Genomic DNA, 25868 nt, shown 5'->3' on the forward strand with positions numbered 1-25868 from the left:
GCGCATCATCACGTTGAGGAAAACCATGATTATTTATCTGCACGGTTTTGATTCCAATAGCCCGGGCAATCACGAAAAAGTGTTGCAACTGCAATTCATCGATCCCGATGTGCGAATGATCAGTTACAGCACGCGTCATCCTAAACATGACATGCAGTTTCTGCTAAAAGAGACGGACAAAATGATCACGCTGTGTGATGACGATCGTCCATTGATCTGCGGCGTGGGGCTGGGAGGCTATTGGTCTGAACGCATTGGCTTTTTATGTGGTATCCGGCAGGTAATCTTCAATCCCAATCTTTTCCCTTATGAAAACATGGAAGGGAAAATTGATCGTCCTGAAGAGTATGAAGATATTGCTACCAAGTGTGTAAGCGACTTCCGCGAGAAAAACCGTGATCGCTGTTTAGCTATTTTGTCACGCAAAGATGAAGCGCTTGATGGTCAACGCACCGCGCAGGTTCTGCATCCCTTTTATGAAATTGTGTGGGATGAAAATGAAGGCCATAAATTTAAGAATATCTCTCCCCATCTTCAGCGAATAAAAGCTTTTAAAACATTAGGTTAATAGTTAAGGCACCTCTCAGGTGCCTTGATTTTATGCGTAATATTCTGAGTTTTAGCTCATAAATTTGATGTAAATCAATTTTGCTGTGCCCCGCACTTCGCAGCATGTTATTCTGCCTTCAGATAGCGATTTTAACTTCGCCAACCCTATGTTTATTAAGGTTTAATTTAACCATTGATTAACTATTGGTTCACAATTTGAGGGGGTCATTGTTGACTACATCTATTAAGAAAATTGTCATCGTCGGAGGCGGCGCCGGCGGTCTTGAAATGGCAACACAGCTTGGTCATAAACTGGGCCGAAAAAACAAAGCCGAGATCATTTTGGTCGACCGCAATCACAGTCATTTATGGAAACCGCTGCTGCATGAAGTGGCGACTGGCTCCATGGATGAAGGGATTGATGCGCTGAGTTATCTGGCACACGCCCGCAATCATGGCTTCCAGTTCCAGCTTGGTTCCTTAACCGACATCAACCGCGAGAAGAAGGTTATCTCTCTGGCAGAAGTGCTCGATGCACAAAGTGAAGTGCTGGTTCCACAGCGCGAAGTGCCTTACGACACTTTGGTGATGGCGCTGGGCAGCACCTCAAATGATTTCGGCACGCCGGGCGTAAAAGATCACTGTATTTTCCTCGACAACCCGCATCAGGCACGTCGTTTCCATAATGAAATGCTTAACCTGTTCCTGAAATTCTCTGCAAGCGAAGGTCAGACCGGACAGGTCAATATTGCCATTGTCGGTGGCGGTGCAACCGGCGTTGAGCTCTCTGCCGAGCTGCACAATGCGGTTAAGCAATTACACAGTTATGGCTACAAAGGTTTGGGCAGTGAAGCGTTGAACGTGACGCTGGTCGAGGCGGGCGAACGTATTCTTCCTGCCTTGCCACCGCGTATTTCGGCAGCGGCGCACCAAGAGTTGACCAAGCTTGGCGTACGCGTACTGACGCAAACCATGGTGACCAGTGCCGACAAAAAAGGTCTGCATACCAAAGGCGGCGAATATATCGAAGCGGACCTGATGGTATGGGCGGCAGGAATCAAAGCGCCTGACTTCATGAAAGAGATTGGTGGGTTGGAAACCAACCGCATTAATCAGCTGGTGGTAAAAGATACGCTGCAAACCACCTTGGACGATGATATTTATGCCATCGGCGATTGTGCTTCCTGTGCGTTGCCATCCGGTGGGTTTGTGCCACCACGTGCACAATCTGCACACCAAATGGCTTCACGTGCGATGGAAAATATTCTGGCGCAGCGCAATAACAAGCCCTTGAAAGCCTATGTCTATAAAGATCACGGCTCGCTGGTATCACTGTCGCGCTTCAGTACGGTCGGAAGCCTGATGGGTAACCTGATGCGTGGATCGATGATGGTAGAAGGACGCATTGCGCGTTTTGTCTACATTTCCTTATATCGTATGCACCAGATTGCGCTCCACGGATACTTCAAAACGGGTCTGATGATGTTAGTAGGCAGTATCAACCGCGTTATACGTCCACGCCTCAAGCTGCATTAAGATGATAAGGCGGCTTACCGCCTTTCATATTGCTATTGCGCTGATTTAAAACTAGAAAATTTCATTTCTCTGTTGAGATCAGCGCTTTCCCGCCTCGTTCGGAACTCTCCTAAAAGCTGGACCTGAAGGCTCTTGTATAGATTTCCTCCATTTATCTGATGTTGCAATTTCGGTCCATCTGTAAAACTTCATTCAACAAACACGGCGGGTCGCGCACGCCGAGTTAGGCCTCTGCTGTGAAGGATGCGACAGCGGCAGGAATGCGCGGTAACACTTTCAGGAGGAACTTCCTGTGAATAAATCAATGTTAGCGGGTATCGGTATTGGTGTGGCAGCGGCGCTGGGTGTTGCCGCCGTAGCGGGTATGAACGTGTTTGACCGCGGGCCGCAATATGCGCAGGTGCTGTCAGCAACGCCAATTAAAGAAAGCATCAAACAGCCGCGCAAGGAATGTCGCAACGTAACGCTGACTCATCGTCGTGCGGTACAGGATGATAACCGTATTGCGGGCTCAGTGTTAGGTGCAGTCGCGGGGGGCGTTTTAGGTCACCAGTTCGGTGGCGGTCGCGGTAAGGATGTCGCAACCGTAGCAGGTGCGGTTGCAGGCGGTTACGCAGGCAATCAGGTTCAGGCCGGAATGCAAAACCGTGATACTTACACCACCACGGAACAGCGCTGCAAAACGGTTTATGACAAGCAAGAAAAAATGCTGGGATATGACGTGACCTATAAAATAGGCAATCAACAGGGCAAAATCCGCACGGAAAACGATCCTGGTACGCGTATTCCACTCGACCGTAATGGCCAGCTGATTCTTAACAACGATCAGGCTTGATTGGGCAAAGATTTGCCGCGTTAGCGGCCACACAGCAAACAATAAGAGAAGCGCATCAGGGATGATGCGCTTTTTTTTGTTTCACATCAGATATTACTCCGAGCAATGTGAATCAGTCCCTTTCAACATTAAGCCCGGTTCTGCGCCAGCTGCGCCACGAATCCCTGCACCCATTCCATACGAACCTTGCGCTCTGCCAGCTCACGGGTAAAGCGTAGACGCGTTGGGCCATCAAGCTTCCACTGCTTGGGATCTTTCTGCAATAAGCTAATCAGCCATGCAGGATCTACGCTGTTTTGCGGAGCGAAATCAAAGAAGCCGCCTTTGTCGCTGGCTTCGATTTTACGCACGCCCAGCGTTCGCGCATTAAGCCGCAATGCGGCGATATCAAGGAGATTTCGCGCCGGATCGGGTAACAAGCCAAAGCGGTCAATCATCTCAACCTTCAATTCTTGCAGCTCAGATTCGTCTTCGGCGCTGGCAATGCGCTTGTAGAGTGACAAGCGGGTATTCACATCCGGGATAAACTCTTCCGGCAGCAGGGCAGGCATGCGCAGCTCGACTTCGGTCTGATTGTTGGTCAAATCCTCAAGTGATGGCTCACGGCCCTCTTTCAGCGCATCCACGGCATTCTCTAACAACTCCATATAGAGCGAGAAGCCCAGGGTTTCCATTTGCCCGCTTTGCTCTTCACCCAGCAACTCGCCCGCGCCACGAATTTCTAAATCGTGGGTGGCAAGGGCAAAACCAGCTCCCAAATCTTCTAGCGAAGCAATGGCTTCGAGACGCTTTTTGGCATCGGTGGTCATCGCTTTGGGCGGCGGCGTCATCAGCCAGGCGTAAGCCTGATGGTGCGATCGTCCGACGCGACCACGCAACTGGTGCAGTTGAGCCAAACCGAAATGATCTGCACGCTCAATGATAATGGTGTTAGCCGTTGGAATATCGATACCGGTTTCAATAATGGTGGTACAGACCAGCACATTAAAACGCTGGTGATGGAAATCATTCATCACCCGTTCCAGATCGCGCTCGCGCATTTGACCATGGCCAATGGCGACGCGTGCTTCCGGGACGAGTTCAGTCAAGCGCTGTGCGGCCTTTTCGATATTTTCGACGTCGTTATAGAGATAATAAACCTGTCCACCACGCAGCACTTCACGCAGGATCGCCTCGCGAATCACTAAATTGTCAAACTCACGCACAAAAGTTTTCACTGCCAAACGACGTGCAGGAGGCGTTGCAATGATCGACAGATCGCGCATCCCGCTCATGGCCATATTCAGGGTACGCGGAATCGGTGTGGCGGTGAGCGTCAAAATATCGACATCTGCACGCATCGCCTTGATGCGCTCTTTGTGTCGCACACCAAAGCGGTGCTCTTCATCAACGATTAACAGACCTAAATCACGCCATTTCAAGTCAGTCATCAATAATTTATGCGTACCGATCAGGATATCGATTTTGCCTTCACTGGCTTGTTCTAACACCTGTGCTTGCTCTTTGGCAGTACGGAAACGTGAAAGCATTTCAATGCGTACTGGCCAGTTAGCAAAGCGATCGCGGAAATTATCATAATGCTGCTGAGCCAGTAACGTGGTGGGCACCAGCACCGCGACCTGCTTGTTGTTTTCAACCGCCAGAAACGCCGCACGCATCGCGACTTCGGTTTTACCAAACCCAACATCACCGCAAACCAGACGATCCATGGCCAGCGGCTGACACATGTCGCTTAATACCGCATTAATGGCCTGTGCCTGATCGGGCGTCGTATCAAAAGGAAAAGCTTCACAAAACAGCTGATATTGATCGCGGTTGTGCTTGAAGGCGAAGCCTGTTTTGGCGGCGCGTTGGGCATAAATATCCAGCAACTCAGCCGCCACATCGCGTACTTTCTCCGCCGCTTTTTGTCGCGCACGTGACCAGGCATCGCTGCCTAATTTGTGCAGCGGCGCATTTTCGTCTGCGCCACCGGCGTAACGACTAATGAGATGCAGCGATGAAACCGGGACATAGAGTTTGGCGTCGTTGGCATAAGAGAGCATCAGATATTCGGCCTGAATGCCGCCCGCCTCAAGCGTGGTCAAGCCAATATAACGGCCCACGCCATGCTCCAGATGCACCACCGGTTGACCCGGATGCAGTTCAGCCAGGTTACGAATCAGGATGTCAGGATTAATGGTGCGACGTGTATCCTGGCGGCGGCGACTGACGCGCTCGCCAAGCAGATCACCTTCACAGATCAGCGCACGATGGCCTTGCGTATCAATAAAACCACGTTCACTGGCACCAATCATAAAGGTGTAGCGCTCTTCACCCGCTTCATCAAGACGATGTACCGGCTGCGGCCGAAGTTTGATGCGAGCCAACAGCTCTTGCAGACTTTCGCGACGACCTTCACTCTCTACCGAGAACGTCACCGCACCGTGGAATTGCTCCAAAAACTGGCGTAGATGGTCCAGCGGCGCTTTGGCCTGGGCCTGCACGGTTAAATCGGGAAGGGGCTGATAACCAAGATTGGTATTCGCGGCTTTTTCGGGTAACTCATCGTTGGTCATTTGCACACGCGGCCAGCTTTTTAGCTCGCCCATCAGTGCATCCGGGCGCAGCCAAAGCGTGACGGGCTCAAGCAGCGGGCGCATCGGATCAACACGGCGATTCTCATAGCGCGCATTGGCGTCTTGCCAGAAACGTGAGGCGCTGCCTTCCAGATCGCCACAGTTAACCAGCAGCGTGTTATCCGGTAAATAGCTAAACAGCGTAGGCAAAGGCTGATCAAAAAACAGCGGCTGCCAATATTCGATACCGGCGGGGAAGGTGCCTTTACTCACCTGCTGATAGATGTGTTCCGGTTCACGGCGTACGTCAAAAATTTCGCGCCAGCGGCTGCGGAACAGTTCAATCGCGGCTTTATCGCTGGGAAACTCATGTGCGGGCAGCAGGTTGATTTCCGGCACCGCTTCGAGCGTGCGCTGGCTATCAACGTCAAACAGACGCAGGCTGTCGATTTCATCATCGAAGAAGTCGATGCGATAAGGCTGTTCGCTGCCCATCGGAAACAGATCAAGCAGCGCACCGCGCGTGGCGTATTCGCCATGCTCCATGACTTGATCGACGTGACGATAACCGGCTTGTTCCAACTGATCGCGTAGGCGATCGCGCGACAGTTTTTGCCCTTGTTTCATCACCAAAGCGTGGCCATGCAAGAAACTGTGCGGACACACGCGCTGCATCAGCGTGTTGACTGGAAGAATCAGCATGCCGCGCTGCAAGGTCGGTAATTGATAAAGCGTGGAAAGCCGAGCCGAGATAATGTCCTGATGCGGCGAGAAGCTATCGTAAGGCAGCGTTTCCCAATCAGCGAGATGGCTAACTGGCAAGTCAGTAAACTGGCGGATTTCATCCAGTAAACGCAAGGCGGTTTGTGTATCCGGCGTAATCATCAGCACCGGGCCAGCATGACGCTCGGCGATGTTGGCACACTCGACCGCGTGCGCGGCGCCGATCAGCTGACCGAGCTGGCGCGTATCACCGGATTTTACGGGCAGGGTATAGCGAGTCTGTTCGGACATGGGATCTCGAGGTTTCTCCATTTTTACCAAGGCGTAATCATTCCATATTACGCCAAGGGGATCACCTCTGCGGCACAATTTTAGTACCGCGTAGCCTCTGAATGGGCTTTATTTTGTAGATTGCTGTGTGTAGTGCATACGCGGGCGGTCAACATTGGCCCAGCACAGATCACGCTCAAGGTGATAACTGTGATTGCCGTCGTCCCACTTCACGTAGTATCCGGTTGGCGCATCTCCTTGCTCAAAGACGTTAACGACTTCGCCTCTGATCTCCCCTGATTTGTGTTTAACAATACTGCCTTTGGGAAATTTGAACATGGTCGCTACCTCTTTACGTCTGCGCGATATTTAACCTCTTATCGTCTATCTGATTGTAGTCTACCGCACCCGCTGCCGGATAATCGTACAATTAGCATCATCTTTTTGTCGCATTCCTGACGATGAACGTTGCTGATGACGTATTCTGACGCAACTTTGCCGCAGACTCAGAGGGTTAGAGGTTTCATAAAGCAAGCGGCTCCTTTATCATCCCACTACTCATTTTCAGGCAACCGCACATTGGATTCCATGTATCAACCAGTCGCGCTATTTATCGGTCTGCGCTATATGCGCGGACGAGCATCGGATCGCTTCGGTCGCTTTGTCTCCTGGCTTTCTACTATTGGCATTACGCTCGGTGTATTGGCGTTGGTCACCGTGCTATCGGTGATGAACGGCTTCGAGCGAGAGCTGGAAGGCAATATTCTCGGGCTGATGCCGCAAGCGTTGGTCACCAGCCAAAAAGGCAGCATCAATCCGCAACAGCAACCTCCCGACCAGCTTAAGCTACAGGGTGTTAGCCGCGTTGCGCCGTTAACGACTTCAGATGTGGTGCTACAGAGTGCACACAGTGTCTCGGTTGGGGTGATGTTAGGTATCACCCCCGAGGAAAAAGATCCGCTGACACCTTATCTGGTCAACACGCAGCAAAGCGTGCTGAAATCGGGTCAGTACAACGTGATTCTGGGTGAACAGCTGGCCAACCAGCTGGGCGTTAAGCGCGGCGATCAGCTACGTTTGATGGTGCCTTCAGTCAGCCAGTTCACGCCGATGGGGCGCGTGCCAAGTCAGCGTATCTTTACCGTTGCCGGCACGTATGCAGCCAATAGTGAAGTCGATGGCTACCAAATTCTGGTGAATCAACAAGACGCGTCACGCGTGATGCGCTATCCGGCGGGCAATGTTACCGGTTGGCGTCTCTGGTTGGATAAACCGCTGGAGGTTGACAGTTTGAGTCAGCAAACCCTGCCGGAAGGCATGGTATGGAAAGACTGGCGCGAGCGTAAAGGTGATCTATTCCAGGCCGTACGCATGGAGAAAAACATGATGGGGCTGCTGTTGAGCCTGATCATTGCTGTCGCCGCCTTTAACATTATTACTTCGCTCGGCTTGTTAATCATGGAGAAGCAGGGTGAAGTGGCGATTCTGCAAACCCAAGGCTTAACGCGCCGTCAAATCGTTGCGGTGTTTATGGTGCAGGGCGCCAGCGCTGGCATCATCGGTACGCTGTTGGGCACCTTGCTCGGCGTGCTGCTTGCCAGCCAGTTAAATAACCTGATGCCAGTGATTGGCCTGTTCCTGGATGGCGCAGCGCTGCCGGTTGATATCAATTTATGGCAAGTGGTGACTATCGCTTTCTGCGCCATGGTCGTTGCGCTGCTTTCTACGCTTTATCCTTCCTGGCGCGCTGCCGCCGTACAACCCGCTGAGGCTTTACGTTATGAGTAATTCTCCTTTGTTGCAGTGTCGCGATCTGTGCAAACGCTATCAGGAAGGCAGCGTGCAGACGGATGTGCTGCGCAATGTGACTTTTAGCCTGCAACCGGGCGAACTGATGGCTATTGTTGGCAGCTCCGGTTCCGGCAAAAGTACGCTGCTGCACCTGCTGGGCGGCCTGGATGCGCCCACCTCGGGCGATGTCGTGTTTGAGGGTAAATCACTCAACGAAATGTCGTCGTCAGCCAAAGCTGAACTGCGTAACCGCGAATTAGGGTTTATCTACCAGTTTCACCATCTTCTGCCTGATTTTAGTGCGCTGGAAAATGTTGCGATGCCACTGCTGATTGGCAAAATCCACAAAGCAGAAGCGCAAGCGCGCGCGCATGAAATGCTGAAAGCGGTAGGACTTGCACACCGTGCGAGCCATCGCCCCTCTGAATTATCGGGTGGTGAGCGCCAGCGCGTGGCTATCGCGCGTGCGCTGGTGAATAACCCGCGTCTGGTAATGGCTGACGAACCTACTGGTAACCTTGATGCACGTAACGCTGACGCTATCTTTGAACTGTTGGGCGAACTGAATGTGCGTCAAGGCACAGCCTTTTTGGTGGTGACGCACGATCTCCATTTAGCTAAACGCATGACGCGCCAGATGGAAATGCGTGACGGACAGTTGAGCGATCAACTGATCTTTTCAGGAGCGGTGTAATGGGTTCTTCGTTATCGCTGCTGTTGGGGCTACGTTTTAGCCGTGGCAGACGTCGCGGCGGCATGGTATCGCTGATTTCGGTGATCTCCACCATCGGCATTGCGTTGGGTGTCGCAGTATTAATTATCGGCTTGAGCGCGATGAACGGGTTCGAGCGTGAACTCAATAACCGCATTTTGGCTGTGGTTCCTCACGGTGAAATTGAGGCGGTCAATCAGCCATTTCAGCGTTGGCAGTCAATGATTGCACCCATCGAACAGGTTCCCGGTATTGCCGCCGCCGCGCCTTACGTCAATTTTACCGGCTTGATTGAAAGCGGCGCAAAACTTCAGGCGCTGCAGGTAAAAGGCGTGGATCCTGCTCAGGAACCACGTTTAAGTGCGCTGCCACGTTTTGTGGCTGACAATCAGTGGTCGACGTTTGCGGCAGGTAAACAGCAAATCATCTTAGGCGGTGGCATCGCAAAATCGCTTAACGTGAAGCAGGGCAGTTGGATCACCATCATGATCCCCAATAATGATGGCGACAACAAACTGTCGCAGCCCAAGCGTGTGCGCCTGCAGGTTAGCGGTATTTTACAGCTCAGCGGCATGTTGGATCACAGCCTGGCGCTGGTGCCGTTAGCGGATGCGCAAAAGTACCTTGATATGGGTGAAAACGTTTCTGGCATCGCGTTGAAAATGGATGATCCGTTTAAGGCCGTGAAGCTGGTCCGCGATGCGGGTGAAGCCACGCATTCGTATGTCTATATCAAAAGCTGGATCGGTACCTACGGCTATATGTATCGCGATATTCAAATGATTCGCGCCATCATGTATCTGGCGATGGTGCTGGTTATCGGCGTCGCCTGCTTTAATATCGTTTCCACGCTGGTGATGGCGGTGAAAGACAAGAGCAGTGATATCGCCGTGCTGCGAACGTTGGGTGCAAAAGATCGACTGATTCGCGCCATCTTTATCTGGTACGGTTTGTTGGCGGGGCTGCTCGGCAGCGTGAGTGGAGTCGTGGTTGGCGTGCTGGTGGCGTTGAATTTAACCTCGCTGGTACGCGGCCTGGAAAACATAACCGGTCATCATCTGCTGGCCGGCGACATTTACTTTATCGATTTTCTGCCGTCTGAACTGCACTGGATAGATGTGTTCTCGGTGCTGATAACCGCGATTATATTAAGTCTGGTCGCCAGCTGGTATCCGGCAAGACGCGCCAGCCGCATCGACCCGGCGCGGGTTTTGAGCGGACAATAAAGGCCTGAAAGATGCGGCGCGCCAGAATGAATCTGCGCGCCGCGCACATTTTCAGGCTCAGCAGCATAGCGCTGTCATGCGCAACCGTTATTATCGGGCTTATAAGCCCCAAAATTTGTTTATAGCGGCTCACCGAAGCCGCTGCACAAGGAGCCTTTATGCGCACACCACGTCGACGCTTACGACTCGCCCGACTCAAAAAGACCCGGAGAAAGGTGCATCAACGCTTTCGCCAACGCATTTTTGAGCGCGATCGTCAGGCTGAAATGGCTGCACATCCTCTGCCGCATGTGGTGGTTCTGACGGGCGCTGGCATTTCAGCGGAATCGGGTATTCGTACTTTTCGCGCCGCCGACGGGTTGTGGGAAGAGCATCGGGTTGAAGATGTTGCGACGCCGGAAGGTTTTCGACGCGATCCGGCTTTGGTACAACGTTTCTATAATGAACGCCGTGACCAACTGCAGCAGCCTGAAATCCAGCCAAATGCTGCGCACATTGCGTTAGCTGAACTGGAGCAGGTATTAGGCGATAACTTTTTTCTGGTAACGCAGAATATCGACAACCTGCATGAACGTGCGGGTAATTCACGCGTGTTGCATATGCATGGCGAATTGCTGAAAGTGCGCTGTGCTACCAGCGGGCAGGTCATCGAATGGACCGGTGATGTCACCGCAGAGGATCGCTGTACTTGCTGCCAGTTCCCTTCAGTGCTGCGTCCTCATGTGGTGTGGTTCGGGGAAATGCCCATCGGCATGGAAGAGATTTATCAGGCGCTGGAAAACGCGGATATGTTTATCGCTATCGGCACGTCAGGGCATGTTTATCCGGCAGCAGGATTTGTGCATGAAGCCAAACTGCAGGGTGCGCATACCGTTGAGCTGAATCTGGAGCCAAGCCAGGTTGGCAACGAATTTGCCGAAAGCCATTATGGCTTAGCCAGTGAAGTGGTGCCTGAATTTGTGCATACGCTGTTACGTGGCTTATACAAATAAGCAGTCAATAACAGGGCGGCAGCGCTGCCGCCCGTGAGCATTAACGACCTGCCTTCAACTTCTGAAACAGCGTTTCGTACTGGATGCTGGCATCACCCACGTCATTCTGCCATTCACCCTTTTTGATCACCTCAGCAGAGGGATAAAGCGATGCATCCTCTGCGACGGCTTTTGGCAACAACTTTTTGGCTTCAAGGTTAGGGGTTGGATAACCAATGGTTTCGGCGACTTTGGCTGCAACTTCTGGGCGAAGCAGGAAGTTAATCAGCTTAAGTGCGGCCTCTTTATTTTTGGCGTTCGCTGGAATCGCCAGGTTGTCCATCCAGAAAATCCCGCCTTCTTTCGGCCAAATAACCTGCAACGGTGTGCCAGCCTGGCGAGCCACATAAGCGGAACCGTTCCAAATCATGCCCAGATTCACTTCGCCTTCCATATAAGGATTGCCCGGATTATCGGAGTTGAACGCCAGGACGTTTGGCATTAATTTTCTTAACTCTTGGTAAGCGGCGTCGATCTGTTTAGGATCGCGAGTATTACCGGAATACCCGAGTTTGCGCAGCGCCATTTGAAACACTTCGCGGGCATCATCGGTCAGCAACAGGCTTTGCTTATACTCTGGTTTCCACAAATCAGCCCAGCTTGTGACGCTTTTCGGATCAATCTCGTCTGAATTAAGACCGATTGCCGTCGCACCCCAAATATAGGGAATGGAATAATCATTGTTCGGATCAAAAGGCTTATTCAGCAGGTTTGGATCCAGATTTTTAAAATTGGTTAGCTGTGACTTATCAATCTTTTGTAGCATGCCTTCGTTACGCATTTTTGCGACGAAATAGGTTGAGGGCACCACTAAATCATACGCGCCCTCTTTCCACGTTTTAAGCTTGGCATACATGCTTTCATTGGATTCGTAGGTAGAATAAATCACTTTGATGCCGGTCTCTTTAGTGAATTGCTCCAGCAGTCCCGGCGGCACGTATTCAGTCCAGTTATAGAAGTAAAGCGTTTTACTATCATCCGCTTGCGCGCCTTGCACACTCAACGCCAGCGCCCCAGCCGCCAGCCAGTGAGACCATTTCATCATCATTATTCCCCTTTAGGTTTTAGTTTTGTCACGCAGCAACCATTGGCTGCCAGCGACTAACAGCAACGAAAGCAGCATCAAAATCGTGGCGAGTGCATTCACTTCAGGTGATACGCCCACCTTGACCATCGAGTAAATTTTCAGTGGCAAAATTTCAAATGTTGGTCCGGTGACGAACGACGAAACTACCACGTCATCCATCGACAGGGTAAAGCTCAGCAGCCAACCAGCCGCAACCGCAGGCATCGCCAGCGGCAGAATAATTTTACGTAAAATAGTGGTTTCGCTGGCACCCAAATCTTTTGCGGCTTCCAGCATCCGTACATCAAATCCTTTGAGCCGCGAATAGACGGTAATCACCACAAAGGGTAAGCAGAAGGTGATATGGGAAAACAGCAGCGACCAGAAGCCAAGCGAAATGCCCAATAACATAAACAGCACCAGCAGCGAAATAGCCATCACGATGTCAGGTGACATCATCACGACAAACAACATGCCGCTGACAAACGGTTTACCGCGAAAGCGATAGCGATAAAGCGCGACGGCGGTTAGCGAGCCAATAAGCGTGGCGCAGCTGGCAGAGAGCACGCCCATTATCAGCGAATGCTGTGCTGCCTGGATCAGGCTGTCATTGTTCATCAGCAGGCTGTACCACTGCGTACTGAAACCTTGCCAGTTGATACCGAAACGTGAGGCGTTAAATGAGTTAACGATCAAAATCACAATCGGGATATAAAACCAGGCGTAGATAACGGTCATAAAACCGCCGCGTAGCAGGCGAGCCATCATTCCAGTTCCGCCTTTTTATTCAGCAGGCGCGCTACGCGCCAGTAAATCAGCAGCAACAGCCCCATTAAAAGCGTCATCACAATGCTGGTGGCTGCGCCAAAAGGCCAGTCGCGAATGTTCAGGAACTGGCTTTTTATGATGTTACCGATGAGCAGATTTTTCGCGCCGCCCATTAAATCAGCGACATAAAACAGCCCCATTGCCGGAATCAATACCAGCAAGCAGCCTGCGACAATGCCCGGCATAGTCAGCGGCAAGATAATGCGGAAAAAAGTTTGCAGCTTGCTGGCACCTAAATCGCGTGCCGCCTCCAGATAACTTCTATCGAGTTTTTCCAGGCTGGAGTAGAGCGGCAGCACCATAAACGGCAGCAGGATATAGACCAGACCCAAGATCACCGCTTCCGAGGTGTACATAATGCGAAATGGCTTATCGATTACCCCGATCCAGAGCAGAAAGTCGTTGAGCCAGCCGCGAGTGCTGAGAAAAATTTTCAGGCCGTAAATACGAATCAGGGAATTGGTCCAGAAGGGCACGATCAACAGAAACAGCATCAGCGGACGCAGGCGTGCAGGCAATTTAGTCAGACACCAGGCGAAAGGATAACCCAGCAACAAACAGAAGGCGGTGGCGATAAACGCCATATTCAGCGAGTGCAGCAGCACTTCGGCATACAAGGGATCAAGTAAGCGCGTGTAATTACTGAAGGTAAATACCATGCTGACAAAATGCGCATCGTCACGGGTTAAAAAGCTGGTGACAAAAATCATCAGGTTAGGCAAGAAAACGAACAGCGCTAACCAACCGACGATCAGCGCGATAACGCTCTTCTGGAAACGATTACGCATCAGTTTCATACGGCAGCACTACCTCCCAGCTTGCGACCCAATTCACTGCCATTTTTTGATTCAGCGAGTGGTCAAAGTCAGGATCGTCTTCATTGAAAAATTCGCTCACAGTGACCAGTTTGCCATTCTCAAGCTCAACGGTGGATTCCAGCGTCATCCCTTTGTAGTTGCGTTCACGTACATAACCGATCAGCCCTTCAAACACACTGTCGTCGTGAATCTCTTCAACGCGCAAATCTTCTGGGCGCAGCATGACATGCAGTTTGTCGCCGGGCTGCACCGGGAAAGGACAATGGATATCGCATTCGCGACTTTCTACGCGCGCACGCACGCGCGGCGCGTTTTCGCTGGCGATAACTTCAGCGTCGAAGACATTAATTTCGCCTATAAAGCGGGCGACAAACAGGTTTTTAGGCTCTTCGTAAATCTCTCGCGGTGTGCCGTCTTGTTCAATTTTGCCATCGCGCATCACCACAATACGATCGGACATGGTCAGCGCTTCTTCCTGATCGTGCGTCACGAAAACAAAGGTGATACCCAGTTTACGCTGCAAAGCTTTCAATTCGTTCTGCATCTGCTTGCGTAATTTGTAATCCAGCGCCGACAGGGATTCGTCCAGCAGCAAGACTTTCGGACGATTCACGACGGCGCGAGCAATAGCAACACGCTGCTGCTGACCACCTGATAATTGATGAGGGCGGCGATCGGCAAACGCATCCAGCTGAACCATGGCCAGCACCGCGTTAACCCGGGTGGTTATCTCGGCTTCGGGCGTTTTCTGCATGCGCAGACCAAAGGCGACGTTCTCGAATACCGACATGTGCGGAAACAGGGCATAGCTTTGAAACACCGTGTTAGCGTGACGATGCTCTGCCGGTGTATCCGTGATGTCGTGGTTGTCTAAAGTGATGCGACCGCTGTCGGCTTCTTCCAGCCCGGCAATCAGGCGCAAAATGGTCGTTTTGCCGCAGCCAGACGGGCCGAGCAGAGTGATAAACTCACCGTGACGAATCGTCAGGTTGAAATCTTCAATGATGGATTTGCCATCGAAAGCTTTACTGATGCCAGAAAGCGTAACCAGCGCCTGGTGTGCGCGTGTTTGCGTCATTTTAGTCTCAGTCTGTCAAAGGGCGAACAGGTAACAGCATAGCCGCATAACACGACCAGCCAGCAAGGAGGGCGGGATGATACCTGAAAAAAGACGCAATGCCATGTTTTGCCGCCCCTCAAAAGCGATAAAACTGAGTAAGGTGAACATGTTGCGAGACTTGCCGCAATAAATGCGCTTTTCAACAAGATTTTGTGCATGTTGACTTCCCGAAACAGCCCAGACAGCGTTAACCTGTTTGATAATGATTTGACGCAACCTGGCGTCTGGCTGGTCCGTTAATAATAACCGACGGCAATTTCTTAAGGATGGCAAATGGAACAGTTACTTGAGCGCTTTTTAAGTTATGTGGCAGTGGAAACCCAGGCAAAACCGCAGGCGCGTCAGGTGCCCAGCAGTGAAGGCCAATGGACACTGGCACGGCAATTACAGGAGGAGTTACTGGCGCTGGGTTTTGTTGATGTCACGCTTAGCGATCACTGCTGCGTCATGGGCACGCTGCCCGCTAATGTTGACTGGCCAACGCCGGTCATTGGCTTTATTTCGCATATGGATACTTCGCCAGACTACACGGCAAAAAACGTCAATCCGCAAATCATCGAAAACTACCGTGGCGGCGATATTGCGTTGGGTAATGGTGATGAAGTGCTGTCACCGGTTATGTTCCCGGTGCTGCATAAACTCACAGGGCACACGTTAATCACCACCGACGGCAAAACCTTGCTGGGTGCGGATGATAAAGCGGGCATTGCAGAAATCATGACCGCTATGGCGCGTCTGACAAAAGGGGATATTCCACACGGTGCGATTCGCGTAGCCTTTACCCCAGATGAAGAGATTGGCCGCGGAACGTCTTACTTTGATGTAGAGGGCTTTGCCGCCGATTGGGCGTATACCGTGGACGGCAGCGATCTGGGTGAGTTTGAGTATGAAAACTTTAACGCGGCCTCGGCGACGGTAAAAATCACGGGCAATAATGTGCATCCCGGCTCAGCGAAAGGCGTCATGGTCAATGCGCTGGAGTTAGCCACGCAGTTTCATCAGGCGGTGCCGGCTAAAGAGAAGCCGCAATATACCGAAGGCTACGAAGGTTTCTATCACCTGCACCAGATGAAAGGCACAGTAGAAAATGCCGAGCTGCTGTACATCATTCGTGATTTTGATACCGAAAGCTTTGAGCAGCGCAAACAGGTGCTGGAACAGATCGCTCAGCAGATAAGCCAGGGTTTGCATCCGGATTGCTCAGTGAAGGTCGATATCACCAACAGCTATCGCAACATGCGTGAGAAAGTCGAGCCGTTTCCCCACATTATTGATCTGGCGCTGCAGGCCATGCGTGATTGTGGCATTGAGCCGAACGTAAAACCGATTCGTGGTGGAACGGACGGATCATCACTCTCCTGGAAAGGTTTACCTTGTCCAAACCTGTTTACCGGCGGCTATAACTACCACGGCAAACATGAGTTCGCGTCACTGAATATTATGGCGCAATCGGTGGAAGTGATTGTCCGTTTGGCTGAGTTGGCGGGTCAGAAACAGCATTAATGAAGCTGTGCGCACCGGATGAAACGGGTGCGCACATTCAGGCAATTACTCGCCGCTGAAATACCAGTAACCGGCATTAACCAGCGCCGCGATCTGTGCCAGCACTGAAGGATCGTCTAGCGCGTCACCTAACTCTTCCAGCGTAATATCTTGATGATGCGCCAGCACCGTCAAGACTTCCGGGTGCGAACATTCGATACGCTCACCGTTGACGAAAACTGCATCGCCAATGGTTAACACGCGCAAGCCACCCAAGCGAGAGAGTACATCGCCCTGCTGTAGCGCATCGTAAACTTCATCAGGCTGATACGGCGGCTCCGGTGGCGCAACATCCAGCTCATGGCGTGATTGTGAAATAAATTCACCAAACCATTGGGCAAAATGTTCCGGCTGGTTGATCACATCCAGCATCACCTGACGCACGCCTTCAATTTCTTGCGGCAGGATCTGTGAAGGGCAATCACGCGAAGGAACATCAGGATCGGTAAAGCGATAACTGCCCAATTCGTTAGCCAGCGCGTAATCGGCAAAACTACTGATCAATTCTCGGCCGCTTGGGGCACGGAAGCCAACCGAATAGTTAATGGCGTTTTCCAGCGAATAACCTTCATGCGGAAAACCTGGCGGAATGTAGAGAATATCGCCGGGTTCCATCTCTTCATCGATGATGGCATCAAAGGGTTCAACCTGAAGCAGGTCTGGATGGGGACAATGCTGCTTCATCGGCACTTTTTCACCCACACGCCAGCGGCGGCGTCCGGTGCCCTGAATAATGAAGACATCGTACTGGTCGAGATGCGGGCCAACGCCGCCGCCCGGTACAGCAAACGAAATCATCAAATCATCGATGCGCCAGTCAGGCAAAAAGCGGAAAGGGCGCATTAGCGCTGCGGAGGGTTCATGCCAGTTATTAACGGCCTGCACCAGCAACGACCAATTGTTCTCACCCAGATGATCAAAACTTTCAAACGGACCGTGGCTAACCTGCCATTTGCCATCCTGATGACTGACCAGGCGACTGTCGATTTCATTTTCCATTGCCAGACCAGCCAGCTCATCAGGAGAAATGGGATCGATGAAGTTTTTGAAGCCACGCTTTAACACCACCGGACGTTTTTGCCAGTAGCGTTGAATAAAATCGGGCCAGTTGAGATCGAGCTGATAGTCCATAGAAGGTTCCGCTTAGGGCTGTAAATGTCGCAAGTATAACAGCCCGAACGCCTTTCTACTCGCGGCGATGTCAGACTTCCTGGCGTTGAAAAATGACTTCCATCCGTGTGCCACCCAGCGAACTGCTTGAGGCAATAATCTTGCCGGCATATTGCTCAAGAATGTCTCGCGCCACCGCCAGACCTAATCCCTGTCCGGGCCGCAGCGTGTCGGCGCGTTGTCCACGCACGAAGACCAGGTCGCGCTTACTTTCTGGTATGCCAGGACCATCGTCATCAATATAGATATGCAAAGACTTCTCGGTTTGATGCGCGCTGACTTCGATGAATTCCAGACAATATTTGCAGGCGTTATCCAGCACATTGCCCATCACTTCCATAAAATCATTTTGATCGCCAAAAAAGGTCAGCTCAGGTGAAATATCGAGCGTGATTGCCACGCCTTTGCGCTGATAAACCTTGTTGAGAGCGGAACACAAGCTGTCGAGCAAGCCTGAAACTGAATGTAGGTCGCGCTGCAAAGGATTGTGATCGGCCTGCATGCTGGCGCGATGCAGGTAATAGCCAATCTGTTGTGAAATCCGACTAATCTGTTCCAGCATCACGGGTTCAGCCTGCTCAACCGTCAGTTCCTTGCCGCTGCGTAACGATCGTAAGGTACTTTGCAGCACCGCCAGCGGGGTTTTCAAACTGTGCGTGAGATCCGACAAGGTGGTGCGATAGCGCGTATAGCGCTGCCGTTCATTGGTTAATAACAAGTTGAGATTGCGCACCAGGCTTTGCAATTCCTGCGGCGGGTTATCAGCCAAATTTTCACGCTGACTGGTTTCCAGCTCACGTACCTGCTGAGCAAGATGACCGATAGGACGCAAACTCCAGTGTGCGGCCAACCACAGCAGTGGAATAATTAAAATCAAATTGGCCGCTAACACATAGCTAAACCATGACCACACGACATCGGAATGTTGTAATTCCTGGGGAATGGAATCGACCACCACGATGGTCAGTGCGGGCAAATTGGTCGTGGCATCATAACGATTCACGGCTACCGAGTGGGTAAAGGTGTCGTCGCTGTCGGTATCCCAGGCGTGAAGCCGTCGCTGCGCTGAAATATTGTTACCCATCGCTGCCAGACTGGTGCGATTGCTGGTATCGATTTCGTAGAAATCAGGCTTGAGCAGCCAGTCACGGTGAATCTTATTGCGAATCTCAGGCACATCGCGCTGCTGCCACAGCAGCTTGCCTTGTTCGTCATAAATAAATACCAGCGTCGGGAAGTTCAGCGTCATGCGCTCGGGTTGAGCAATGGTGAGCTGATTCTCTTTCCACTGAGCAAGCGTAAAGAACAAATTGCTCTCACCGCGCATCACGCGATAGGTATTTTTATCAAAACTCACGACATAGCCAATCACAGCGACCATGCCGTAGGAGAGGGACAGGAAAAGTACGATGGCCGCTGACGCTAACAGGAAGCGAGCGCGCAGCGAAATAGGGCGGTAGCGTTTAAGCCAGGACATGTTTACAGGTCAAAGCGATAACCTTGCCCACGCACGGTAGCGATGACTTCGGTGGGATGCAGCGCCAGAATTTTTTTGCGCAGACGGCCCATCAACACGTCAATGGTATGACTTTCGCGCAACTCGGCATCGGGATAAAGCTGTAGCATCAGCGAATCTTTGCTGACCACTTTGCCTGCGTTACGAATCAGCGTTTCAACAATCGTGTACTCAAAGGCCGTCAATTTAACCGGCTGTTCGTTAACGGTGAGTTCGCGACGGGAGAGATCAACCTGAAACGGTGACATGTCGATGATTTGCGAAGCATGACCGCTGTTACGGCGCATCAAGGCTTGCAGTCGTGCGGCGACTTCTTCGATATGAAAAGGTTTGGTGACGTAATCGTCAGCACCGGCTTCTAGCGCTTCCACTTTGGCTTGCCAGCCTTCGCGGGCAGTGAGCACTAAAATCGGCTGACGCACTGAATCACTGCGCCAGCGGCGAATCAGTGACATGCCATCTTCATCCGGTAAGCCCAGATCAACTAACGCGATGTCCGGCAGATGTTCCTGCAGAAAGTAATCGGCCTCTTTGGCGTCTTCGGCGGCATCAACCTGATGACCCATATCACGCAGTTGAACCGCAAGATGGTGGCGCAGCAGGGCATTATCTTCCACAACCAGAACACGCATAGAATTTCCTTACCATCAAAACGAAACGAATTGAGAGAAGTATACGCGAAGTGAATTAAACAGCAGGTTAACGCAGGCGGGTACGCACCCGCCTGCGTCAGGCATTACTTCAGGTCATCAACCATCTGAATAGCGCGGCCAATATAGTTGGCTGGCGTCATCTGCTTCAGGCGAACTTTTTCTTCTTCTGGCAGCGCCAGGCTGTCGATAAAGGCTTGCATACCGGCAGCATCAACACGTTTACCGCGGGTCAGCTCTTTCAGCTTTTCATAGGGCTTTTCAATACCGTAGCGACGCATCACGGTTTGGATCGGCTCAGCCAACACTTCCCAGTTGTGATCCAGTTCGTCGAGCAGACGATCGCGGTTCACTTCCAGTTTTGAGATGCCTTTTAACGTCGCCTGATAAGCGATCAGCGCATAGCCAACGCCCACACCCAAGTTACGCAGTACGGTTGAATCGGTCAGATCGCGCTGCCAGCGAGAAACCGGCAGTTTGCTGGCCAAATGCTGCATTACCGCATTGGCCAAGCCCAGGTTGCCTTCAGAGTTTTCGAAGTCGATCGGATTGACCTTGTGCGGCATGGTTGACGAACCAATTTCACCGGCAATGGTTTTCTGCTTGAAGTGGTTCAGCGCCACGTAACCCCAAACATCGCGATCAAAATCGATCAGAATGGTATTGAAACGCGCAATGCAGTCAAACATCTCAGCGATGTAGTCATGCGGCTCAATTTGGGTAGTGTACGGGTTCCAGGTAATGCCCAGCGAGGTGACAAAGTTCTCGCTCAGCTGATGCCAGTCAACTTCAGGGTAAGCCGCAATGTGGGCGTTGTAGTTGCCCACGGCACCGTTGATTTTTCCCAGCACTTCAATGCGACCGAGTTGACGCAGCTGACGCTCCAGGCGGTAAGCGACGTTAGCCATCTCTTTACCCATGGTAGAAGGCGTAGCCGGTTGACCATGCGTACGTGAAAGCAGAGGAATGTCACGGTATTCGTGCGCCAGACCTTTTACAGCATCAATCAACTGCTGCCAGTAAGGCAGGATCACATCACGGCGCGCGGTTTCCAGCATCAAAGCGTGAGAGAGATTGTTGATATCTTCAGAAGTGCAGGCAAAGTGGATAAATTCAGAAACGGCATGCAGCGCAGGCACGTCTGCCACTTTTTCTTTCAGGAAATACTCAACCGCTTTAACGTCATGGTTGGTAGTACGTTCGATGGTTTTGATGCGTGCAGCGTCAGTTTCGTCGAAATTAGCCACAATCGCGTCAAGGAAAGCGTTTGCGTCGGCATCAAATGCAGGAACTTCCTTGATCTCTGCGGTATCAGCCAGTTTTTGTAACCAGCGTACTTCAACCTCAACGCGGAATTTCAGCAAACCGTATTCGCTGAAAATCGCACGCAGCGGGCTGACTTTATCGCCGTAACGACCATCGACAGGTGAGACGGCGGTCAGAGAGGATAATTCCATCAGTGCAACTCCTGAATCATTAAACAAAAATGCCGCACTGACTTAGTAAGTCAGTGGCAGCCGGGATAAAAGGGTTTTTGCTTCACGCAGCAGACGCTGGCGCGAGAACATCAGCTGCAGGCGGCCACCGCCAACCTGCTGCCAGAGCACCGCTGCACGAATACCCGCTAACAACGTCGCGCGTACTTTGCTTTGCAACAGTGGATTCTGTAATACAGTTGGTGAACCCGTCACCTGAATGCGTGGGCCGAGCGGGCTGATGACATCGACATAAATACCGGCCATAGCGCTGAGAATAGTTTCAGACTCCAGCTCATAGTGCGCCAGTTGACGATCCAACTGTCCAATACGCTGGGCCAGCGTCGCCATCGCTTGCTTGTTAGCGCTGAGTTTGCGCTCCAATACCATCATGCTCAACGTGTAGCGCGTCAACTCCGCGCCTGAGCCTTGACGGCTGCTGCTGTTCAGTACCGCCATTAACGTTTCCAGGCCGAGGCGCAGGTTAGCTTCTTCGTTACCAAACACCGCCAGGGTCGAAGAGGGATTCAAATCCAGCACGCTGCGCAGCGATACGGCAAGTTCTTCCGACGGGCAATGTCCCTGATGCGCGAGTAGCTGCACCAGATGCGCGGCCTGGCAAATGCCGGCCAGCGCAACGGTAATTTCTTGATAATTCTTAGCCACGGTTACTCCTGTGTACGCGTCGTTAAGGTCGACGTTTAAGCGGCAACCCACGGCAGGCGCTCTTCGATAATACCGCCGCCAAGGCAGATTTCGCCAAGATAGAACACCGCTGACTGGCCCGGCGTGACCGCAGCCACAGGTTCGTCAAAGCGCACTTCAATACGATCATCGCCATGCGGAATAATTTCACAGGGAATGTCAGCCTGGCGATAGCGCGTTTTCACGGTGCAACGCAGTGGCGCAGTGATGGGCTGACGATTTACCCAGTGCAGCTGTTGTGCAATCAAACCCACCGACATCAGACGAGGATGATCGCCCCCTTGGGCAACAATCAGGCGATTGCGCTCAACGTCTTTGTCGACTACATACCAAGGATCGTCTTTGCTCTCTCTCATGCCGCCAATGCCGAGACCTTTGCGCTGACCCAACGTGTGATACATCAAGCCCTGATGTTCACCGACAACGTCGCCGTCAACGGTTTCAATTTCGCCCGGCTGAGCCGGCAGGTAGCGCGCAAGAAAGTCACGGAATTTGCGCTCGCCAATGAAGCAGATGCCGGTGGAATCCTTTTTCTTCGCAGTAATCAGATCCAACTCTTCGGCGATACGGCGAACCTCGGGTTTTTCCAGTTCGCCCACCGGGAACAAGCTTTGTGCAATCTGCTGGTGGCTGAGCGTGTAAAGGAAATAGCTTTGATCTTTATTACCATCGAGGCCGCGCAGCAGGTGGCTTTGGCCATCAATGTCCTGACGACGCACATAGTGACCGGTGGCAATGAAATCCGCGCCCAGATCTTCTGCGGCGAATTCAAGGAAAGCTTTGAATTTGATCTCTTTGTTACAGAGGATATCCGGGTTCGGCGTACGGCCCGCTTTATACTCTTCGAGAAAATGCTCGAAGACGTTATCCCAGTATTCCGCAGCAAAGTTAACTTTATGCAGCTTCATGCCAAGCTTGTCGCACACAGCTTGCGCATCGGCCAGGTCGTCCGCGGCGGTGCAATACTCCTCACCGTCGTCCTCTTCCCAGTTCTTCATGAACAGACCTTCAACCTGATAACCCTGCTGTTGCAGTAACCAGGCGGAAACGGAAGAATCAACGCCGCCGGACATACCGACGATCACTTTTTTCTGGCTGTTGTCCAGGTTGCAGTTTTGAAGAGTGTTCCGGGAAATATCAGACATCACAGGCTCGCATAACGATAAAAAAACAGGCGGCGCATTCTATCATGCGTCGGCGTGGCGCGCACCTTCATGAAAAGGCCAGTTAAACGGGCTGACCAAATGTAAAGGATAACGCGCACCTTGCTGCCATAAGCGTACGCTTTCTGCCACCAAAGGCGAGCGCAGGTTAGAGGCAGAGAGAATCTGCGCTGGCGGCAACCACCAGCAGCAATCTATGTCGCTGTCCTGTGGCGCGGTTGGCAGCTTTTCAGCGAGATCCAGACCAAAAAGGAAACGCACAAAAGGTGTATTGTCCGGTGCGATCCACTGTTGAACGCCGAGAAAATAGTGCATCGGTTCATCGATGCCGGTCTCTTCATACAGCTCACGCTGTGCAGCGGCTAACAGCGTTTCATCGGCCTCTAAATGACCCGCTGGCTGATTCCAGGTTGCGCAACCGTTGATCTGCTCTTCAACCACGAGCAGTTCACCTTGGGCGTGAACCAAACAGGCCACTGTGACATGAGGTTTAAACATTGAATCTCCGCAATTGTTAACCTGACGTTATCAAAACGGCAGGGCATTTAGGGCGTTTCAGTGACATCGCACCATTCGCCAGAAGGCAAATCATCCAACGTAAAATTCCCCATCGCATAGCGAATCAGGCGCAGTGTAGGGAAACCGATATGTGCTGTCATGCGGCGAACCTGGCGATTACGCCCTTCATACAGGGTAATTTTAAGCCACTGCGTGGGGATGTTTTTGCGTTCACGAATAGGGGGTTGACGCGGCCATAACCACGTTGGTTCGGCGACTTTTTCTATACCTGCGGGCAGCGTCAGGCCATCTTTCAGATTAACGCCATCGCGTAGCGGTTGCAGATCGCTCTCCTGCGGCTCGCCTTCAACCTGCACAAAATAGAGCTTGCCGGTGCGCTTGCCAGGCTGCGTAAGCGCGGCCTGCAAGGCACCATCGTTGGTGAGCACCATCAAACCTTCACTGTCGCGGTCCAGCCGACCTGCGGCGTAAACATCGCTAACGCTTACGTAATCTTTCAGCGTGCGCCGTCCCGCTTCGTCAGTAAATTGCGGTAGCACGTCAAAAGGTTTGTTAAAGAGTATGACGCGCCGCGGTGCATCTGGGCGCGTGGGCGATCGCCGTACCGGACGTGCTGGGCGGCTGAATCGTTTATCCTGGTGAATTCGTTGAGAAGTTTTTCGCATAGGCTTTGCAGTCAGAAACAATCGGCGCATTATAACGCGAAATTGCGGTGATTGGCGTAGCGGAAATATTCAAGTAGTATTGATCCGCATCTTACAAATCATTAACAAAAAATCGCTCGAAGGAGAGGTTGATGGAAAGCAAAGTAGTTGTTCCGGCGGAAGGTCAAAAAATCACCCTGGATCAGGGAAAACTGGTTGTCCCAAATAACCCAGTAATTCCTTATATCGAAGGTGATGGTATCGGCGTTGACGTATCACCTGTCATGCTGAAAGTGGTTGATGCCGCTGTGAAAAAAGCCTACAACGGCGAGCGAAAAATTTCCTGGATGGAAATTTACACCGGTGAGAAATCCGTTGAGCTTTATGGCCAGGACGTTTGGCTGCCGCAAGAAACCCTCGACTTAATCAAAGAATATCGCGTTGCCATCAAAGGCCCGCTGACCACCCCAGTCGGTGGCGGTATTCGTTCTCTGAACGTTGCCCTGCGCCAGGAACTCGACCTGTACGTGTGTCTGCGTCCAGTGCGTTACTACAAAGGCACGCCAAGCCCGGTTAAACGTCCAGAAGAGACCGACATGGTGATCTTCCGCGAAAACTCAGAAGATATCTATGCCGGTATCGAATGGAAAGCGGGTTCTGCGGAAGCAGATAAAGTGATCAAATTCCTGCGTGAAGAGATGGGCGTGAAGAAAATTCGCTTCCCAGAGCAGTGCGGTATTGGCGTTAAACCGTGTTCAGAAGCAGGCACCAAACGTCTGGTTCGTGCAGCGGTTGAATACACCATCACCAACGATCGTGATTCACTGACGCTGGTTCACAAAGGCAACATCATGAAGTTCACCGAAGGTTCTTTCAAAGACTGGGGTTACCAGTTAGTGAAAGAAGAGTTCGGCGGCGAACTGATCGATGGCGGTCCGTGGATGAAGTTCAAAAACCCGAACACCGGCAAAGAGATCATCGTTAAAGATGTGATCGCCGATGCGTTCCTGCAGCAGATCCTGCTGCGTCCAGCGGAATATGACGTTATCGCCTGTATGAACCTGAACGGTGATTACATCTCTGATGCCCTGGCGGCGCAGGTTGGCGGTATTGGTATTGCGCCGGGTGCGAACATCGGTGACGAATGTGCGCTGTTTGAAGCGACTCACGGTACTGCGCCGAAGTATGCAGGTCAGGACAAAGTGAACCCAGGTTCAGTTATCCTGTCCGCAGAAATGATGCTGCGCCACATGGAGTGGTTCGAAGCAGCTGACTTGATCGTAAAAGGTGTTGAAGGCGCTATCGCTAACAAAACCGTGACTTACGATTTCGAACGCCTGATGGACGGTGCCAAACTGCTGAAATGTTCAGAGTTTGGTGACGCAATTATCGAAAACATGTAATTGCTGTCGTCCCAAAAA

At 51.9% G+C, this 25868-nt stretch carries 23 protein-coding genes; 9 read left to right on the forward strand and 14 right to left on the reverse strand.

Annotation, left to right across the window (positions count from 1 at the left end; all coding sequences use genetic code 11):
- Nucleotides 1–25: 25 nt before the first annotated feature.
- From ycfP to ACF2G4_RS03420, 3 genes are all read left to right on the forward strand, one after another.
- Entirely contained in the window at nt 26–568 is a 543-nt protein-coding gene (gene ycfP, locus ACF2G4_RS03410; RefSeq protein ID WP_243078148.1) for an alpha/beta hydrolase YcfP, read from the forward strand.
- Between the two features lie 212 nt (nt 569–780).
- Nucleotides 781–2085: an NAD(P)/FAD-dependent oxidoreductase gene (locus ACF2G4_RS03415; RefSeq protein ID WP_409075512.1), complete on the forward strand. Its 1305-nt coding sequence runs from the start codon at nt 781–783 to the stop codon at nt 2083–2085.
- Nucleotides 2086–2377: 292 nt separating this feature from the next.
- The gene (locus tag ACF2G4_RS03420) at nt 2378–2920 is read left to right on the forward strand and encodes a glycine zipper 2TM domain-containing protein (protein ID WP_243078147.1); all 543 of its coding nucleotides are present in this window, start codon (nt 2378–2380) and stop codon (nt 2918–2920) included.
- A gap of 128 nt (nt 2921–3048) precedes the next feature.
- On the opposite strand, the gene mfd is transcribed toward ACF2G4_RS03420, so the two are convergent.
- Both mfd and ACF2G4_RS03430 read right to left on the reverse strand, forming a co-directional pair.
- Nucleotides 3049–6492 (reverse strand): transcription-repair coupling factor, encoded by a 3444-nt coding sequence (gene mfd / locus ACF2G4_RS03425; protein WP_243078146.1) that lies wholly within the window; start codon nt 6490–6492, stop codon nt 3049–3051.
- 108 nt (nt 6493–6600) lie between these two features.
- Nucleotides 6601–6810: a hypothetical protein gene (locus ACF2G4_RS03430; RefSeq protein WP_215847054.1), complete on the reverse strand. Its 210-nt coding sequence runs from the start codon at nt 6808–6810 to the stop codon at nt 6601–6603.
- A gap of 249 nt (nt 6811–7059) precedes the next feature.
- Here ACF2G4_RS03430 and lolC point away from each other — a divergent pair, with 249 nt between their 5' ends.
- The 4 genes from lolC (at nt 7060) to cobB (ending at nt 11192) form a co-directional block, all read left to right on the forward strand.
- Entirely contained in the window at nt 7060–8259 is a 1200-nt protein-coding gene (lolC, locus tag ACF2G4_RS03435) for a lipoprotein-releasing ABC transporter permease subunit LolC (RefSeq protein ID WP_215847053.1), read from the forward strand.
- Nucleotides 8252–8956, forward strand: coding sequence for a lipoprotein-releasing ABC transporter ATP-binding protein LolD (gene lolD, locus ACF2G4_RS03440; RefSeq protein ID WP_332627657.1), 705 nt, complete (start codon nt 8252–8254; stop codon nt 8954–8956). The genes lolC and lolD overlap by 8 nt, the downstream gene beginning before the upstream one ends.
- On the forward strand, nt 8956–10200 hold the full coding sequence (gene lolE, locus ACF2G4_RS03445) for a lipoprotein-releasing ABC transporter permease subunit LolE (RefSeq protein WP_215847051.1): 1245 nt from the start codon (nt 8956–8958) through the stop codon (nt 10198–10200). Before lolD ends, lolE begins: the two co-directional genes overlap by 1 nt.
- 158 nt (nt 10201–10358) lie before the next feature.
- Complete coding sequence (gene cobB, locus ACF2G4_RS03450) at nt 10359–11192, forward strand: Sir2 family NAD+-dependent deacetylase (protein WP_243078144.1); 834 nt, start codon at nt 10359–10361, stop codon at nt 11190–11192.
- Between the two features lie 40 nt (nt 11193–11232).
- Here the strand turns inward: cobB and potD are convergent, their stop codons facing one another.
- From potD to potA, 4 genes are read right to left on the reverse strand one after another with little or no spacing between them, the layout of a single operon-like run.
- The gene (potD, locus tag ACF2G4_RS03455) at nt 11233–12276 is read right to left on the reverse strand and encodes a spermidine/putrescine ABC transporter substrate-binding protein PotD (RefSeq protein WP_215848297.1); all 1044 of its coding nucleotides are present in this window, start codon (nt 12274–12276) and stop codon (nt 11233–11235) included.
- 12 nt (nt 12277–12288) lie between these two features.
- Nucleotides 12289–13065: a spermidine/putrescine ABC transporter permease PotC gene (gene potC / locus ACF2G4_RS03460; RefSeq protein WP_243078143.1), complete on the reverse strand. Its 777-nt coding sequence runs from the start codon at nt 13063–13065 to the stop codon at nt 12289–12291.
- Nucleotides 13062–13922 (reverse strand): spermidine/putrescine ABC transporter permease PotB, encoded by an 861-nt coding sequence (gene potB / locus ACF2G4_RS03465; RefSeq protein ID WP_370661487.1) that lies wholly within the window; start codon nt 13920–13922, stop codon nt 13062–13064. The genes potC and potB overlap by 4 nt, the downstream gene beginning before the upstream one ends.
- A complete protein-coding gene (gene potA / locus ACF2G4_RS03470) occupies nt 13906–15021 on the reverse strand; it encodes a spermidine/putrescine ABC transporter ATP-binding protein PotA (RefSeq protein ID WP_215847048.1) in 1116 nt (371 codons plus the stop codon). The genes potB and potA overlap by 17 nt, the downstream gene beginning before the upstream one ends.
- A 315-nt stretch (nt 15022–15336) precedes the next feature.
- Between potA and pepT the strand changes: the two genes are divergently transcribed.
- Complete coding sequence (pepT, locus tag ACF2G4_RS03475; protein ID WP_215847047.1) at nt 15337–16566, forward strand: peptidase T; 1230 nt, start codon at nt 15337–15339, stop codon at nt 16564–16566.
- Between the two features lie 45 nt (nt 16567–16611).
- Here pepT and ACF2G4_RS03480 read toward each other — a convergent pair whose 3' ends face one another.
- From ACF2G4_RS03480 to rluE, 8 genes are all read right to left on the reverse strand, one after another.
- Nucleotides 16612–17736 (reverse strand): cupin domain-containing protein, encoded by a 1125-nt coding sequence (locus ACF2G4_RS03480; RefSeq protein WP_243078141.1) that lies wholly within the window; start codon nt 17734–17736, stop codon nt 16612–16614.
- A gap of 70 nt (nt 17737–17806) precedes the next feature.
- Complete coding sequence (gene phoQ / locus ACF2G4_RS03485; RefSeq protein ID WP_215847045.1) at nt 17807–19252, reverse strand: two-component system sensor histidine kinase PhoQ; 1446 nt, start codon at nt 19250–19252, stop codon at nt 17807–17809.
- A gap of 2 nt (nt 19253–19254) precedes the next feature.
- Nucleotides 19255–19923, reverse strand: coding sequence for a two-component system response regulator PhoP (phoP, locus tag ACF2G4_RS03490; RefSeq protein ID WP_215847044.1), 669 nt, complete (start codon nt 19921–19923; stop codon nt 19255–19257).
- A gap of 104 nt (nt 19924–20027) precedes the next feature.
- On the reverse strand, nt 20028–21398 hold the full coding sequence (gene purB, locus ACF2G4_RS03495; protein ID WP_215847043.1) for an adenylosuccinate lyase: 1371 nt from the start codon (nt 21396–21398) through the stop codon (nt 20028–20030).
- Nucleotides 21399–21440: 42 nt separating this feature from the next.
- A complete protein-coding gene (gene hflD, locus ACF2G4_RS03500) occupies nt 21441–22082 on the reverse strand; it encodes a high frequency lysogenization protein HflD (protein ID WP_215847042.1) in 642 nt (213 codons plus the stop codon).
- Between the two features lie 35 nt (nt 22083–22117).
- Nucleotides 22118–23266, reverse strand: a complete 1149-nt coding sequence (mnmA, locus tag ACF2G4_RS03505) for a tRNA 2-thiouridine(34) synthase MnmA (protein ID WP_215847041.1) — start codon at nt 23264–23266, stop codon at nt 22118–22120.
- A gap of 42 nt (nt 23267–23308) precedes the next feature.
- A complete protein-coding gene (locus ACF2G4_RS03510; protein WP_215847040.1) occupies nt 23309–23782 on the reverse strand; it encodes an NUDIX domain-containing protein in 474 nt (157 codons plus the stop codon).
- Nucleotides 23783–23829: 47 nt separating this feature from the next.
- Nucleotides 23830–24498, reverse strand: coding sequence for a 23S rRNA pseudouridine(2457) synthase RluE (gene rluE, locus ACF2G4_RS03515; RefSeq protein ID WP_409075513.1), 669 nt, complete (start codon nt 24496–24498; stop codon nt 23830–23832).
- A 101-nt stretch (nt 24499–24599) separates the two neighbouring features.
- Here rluE and icd point away from each other — a divergent pair, with 101 nt between their 5' ends.
- Entirely contained in the window at nt 24600–25850 is a 1251-nt protein-coding gene (gene icd, locus ACF2G4_RS03520; protein WP_215847039.1) for an NADP-dependent isocitrate dehydrogenase, read from the forward strand.
- The last annotated feature ends 18 nt before the right edge of the window (nt 25851–25868 follow it).

Origin of the sequence: Pantoea phytostimulans (assembly GCF_046118715.1) — a bacterium.
In the GTDB taxonomy this organism is placed as follows: domain Bacteria; phylum Pseudomonadota; class Gammaproteobacteria; order Enterobacterales; family Enterobacteriaceae; genus Pantoea; species Pantoea phytostimulans.

Coding starts and splice junctions, on each gene's coding strand:
- ycfP (WP_243078148.1), top strand. CDS start 26: ATGATTATTTATCTGCACGGTTTTGATTCCAATAGCCCGGGCAATCAC.
- mfd (WP_243078146.1), bottom strand. CDS start 6,492: ATGTCCGAACAGACTCGCTATACCCTGCCCGTAAAATCCGGTGATACG.
- ACF2G4_RS03430 (WP_215847054.1), bottom strand. CDS start 6,810: ATGTTCAAATTTCCCAAAGGCAGTATTGTTAAACACAAATCAGGGGAG.
- lolC (WP_215847053.1), top strand. CDS start 7,060: ATGTATCAACCAGTCGCGCTATTTATCGGTCTGCGCTATATGCGCGGA.
- lolD (WP_332627657.1), top strand. CDS start 8,252: ATGAGTAATTCTCCTTTGTTGCAGTGTCGCGATCTGTGCAAACGCTAT.
- lolE (WP_215847051.1), top strand. CDS start 8,956: ATGGGTTCTTCGTTATCGCTGCTGTTGGGGCTACGTTTTAGCCGTGGC.
- cobB (WP_243078144.1), top strand. CDS start 10,359: ATGCGCACACCACGTCGACGCTTACGACTCGCCCGACTCAAAAAGACC.
- potD (WP_215848297.1), bottom strand. CDS start 12,276: ATGATGAAATGGTCTCACTGGCTGGCGGCTGGGGCGCTGGCGTTGAGT.
- potC (WP_243078143.1), bottom strand. CDS start 13,065: ATGATGGCTCGCCTGCTACGCGGCGGTTTTATGACCGTTATCTACGCC.
- potB (WP_370661487.1), bottom strand. CDS start 13,922: ATGAAACTGATGCGTAATCGTTTCCAGAAGAGCGTTATCGCGCTGATC.
- potA (WP_215847048.1), bottom strand. CDS start 15,021: ATGACGCAAACACGCGCACACCAGGCGCTGGTTACGCTTTCTGGCATC.
- pepT (WP_215847047.1), top strand. CDS start 15,337: ATGGAACAGTTACTTGAGCGCTTTTTAAGTTATGTGGCAGTGGAAACC.
- ACF2G4_RS03480 (WP_243078141.1), bottom strand. CDS start 17,736: ATGGACTATCAGCTCGATCTCAACTGGCCCGATTTTATTCAACGCTAC.
- phoQ (WP_215847045.1), bottom strand. CDS start 19,252: ATGTCCTGGCTTAAACGCTACCGCCCTATTTCGCTGCGCGCTCGCTTC.
- phoP (WP_215847044.1), bottom strand. CDS start 19,923: ATGCGTGTTCTGGTTGTGGAAGATAATGCCCTGCTGCGCCACCATCTT.
- purB (WP_215847043.1), bottom strand. CDS start 21,398: ATGGAATTATCCTCTCTGACCGCCGTCTCACCTGTCGATGGTCGTTAC.
- mnmA (WP_215847041.1), bottom strand. CDS start 23,266: ATGTCTGATATTTCCCGGAACACTCTTCAAAACTGCAACCTGGACAAC.
- ACF2G4_RS03510 (WP_215847040.1), bottom strand. CDS start 23,782: ATGTTTAAACCTCATGTCACAGTGGCCTGTTTGGTTCACGCCCAAGGT.
- rluE (WP_409075513.1), bottom strand. CDS start 24,498: ATGCGCCGATTGTTTCTGACTGCAAAGCCTATGCGAAAAACTTCTCAA.
- icd (WP_215847039.1), top strand. CDS start 24,600: ATGGAAAGCAAAGTAGTTGTTCCGGCGGAAGGTCAAAAAATCACCCTG.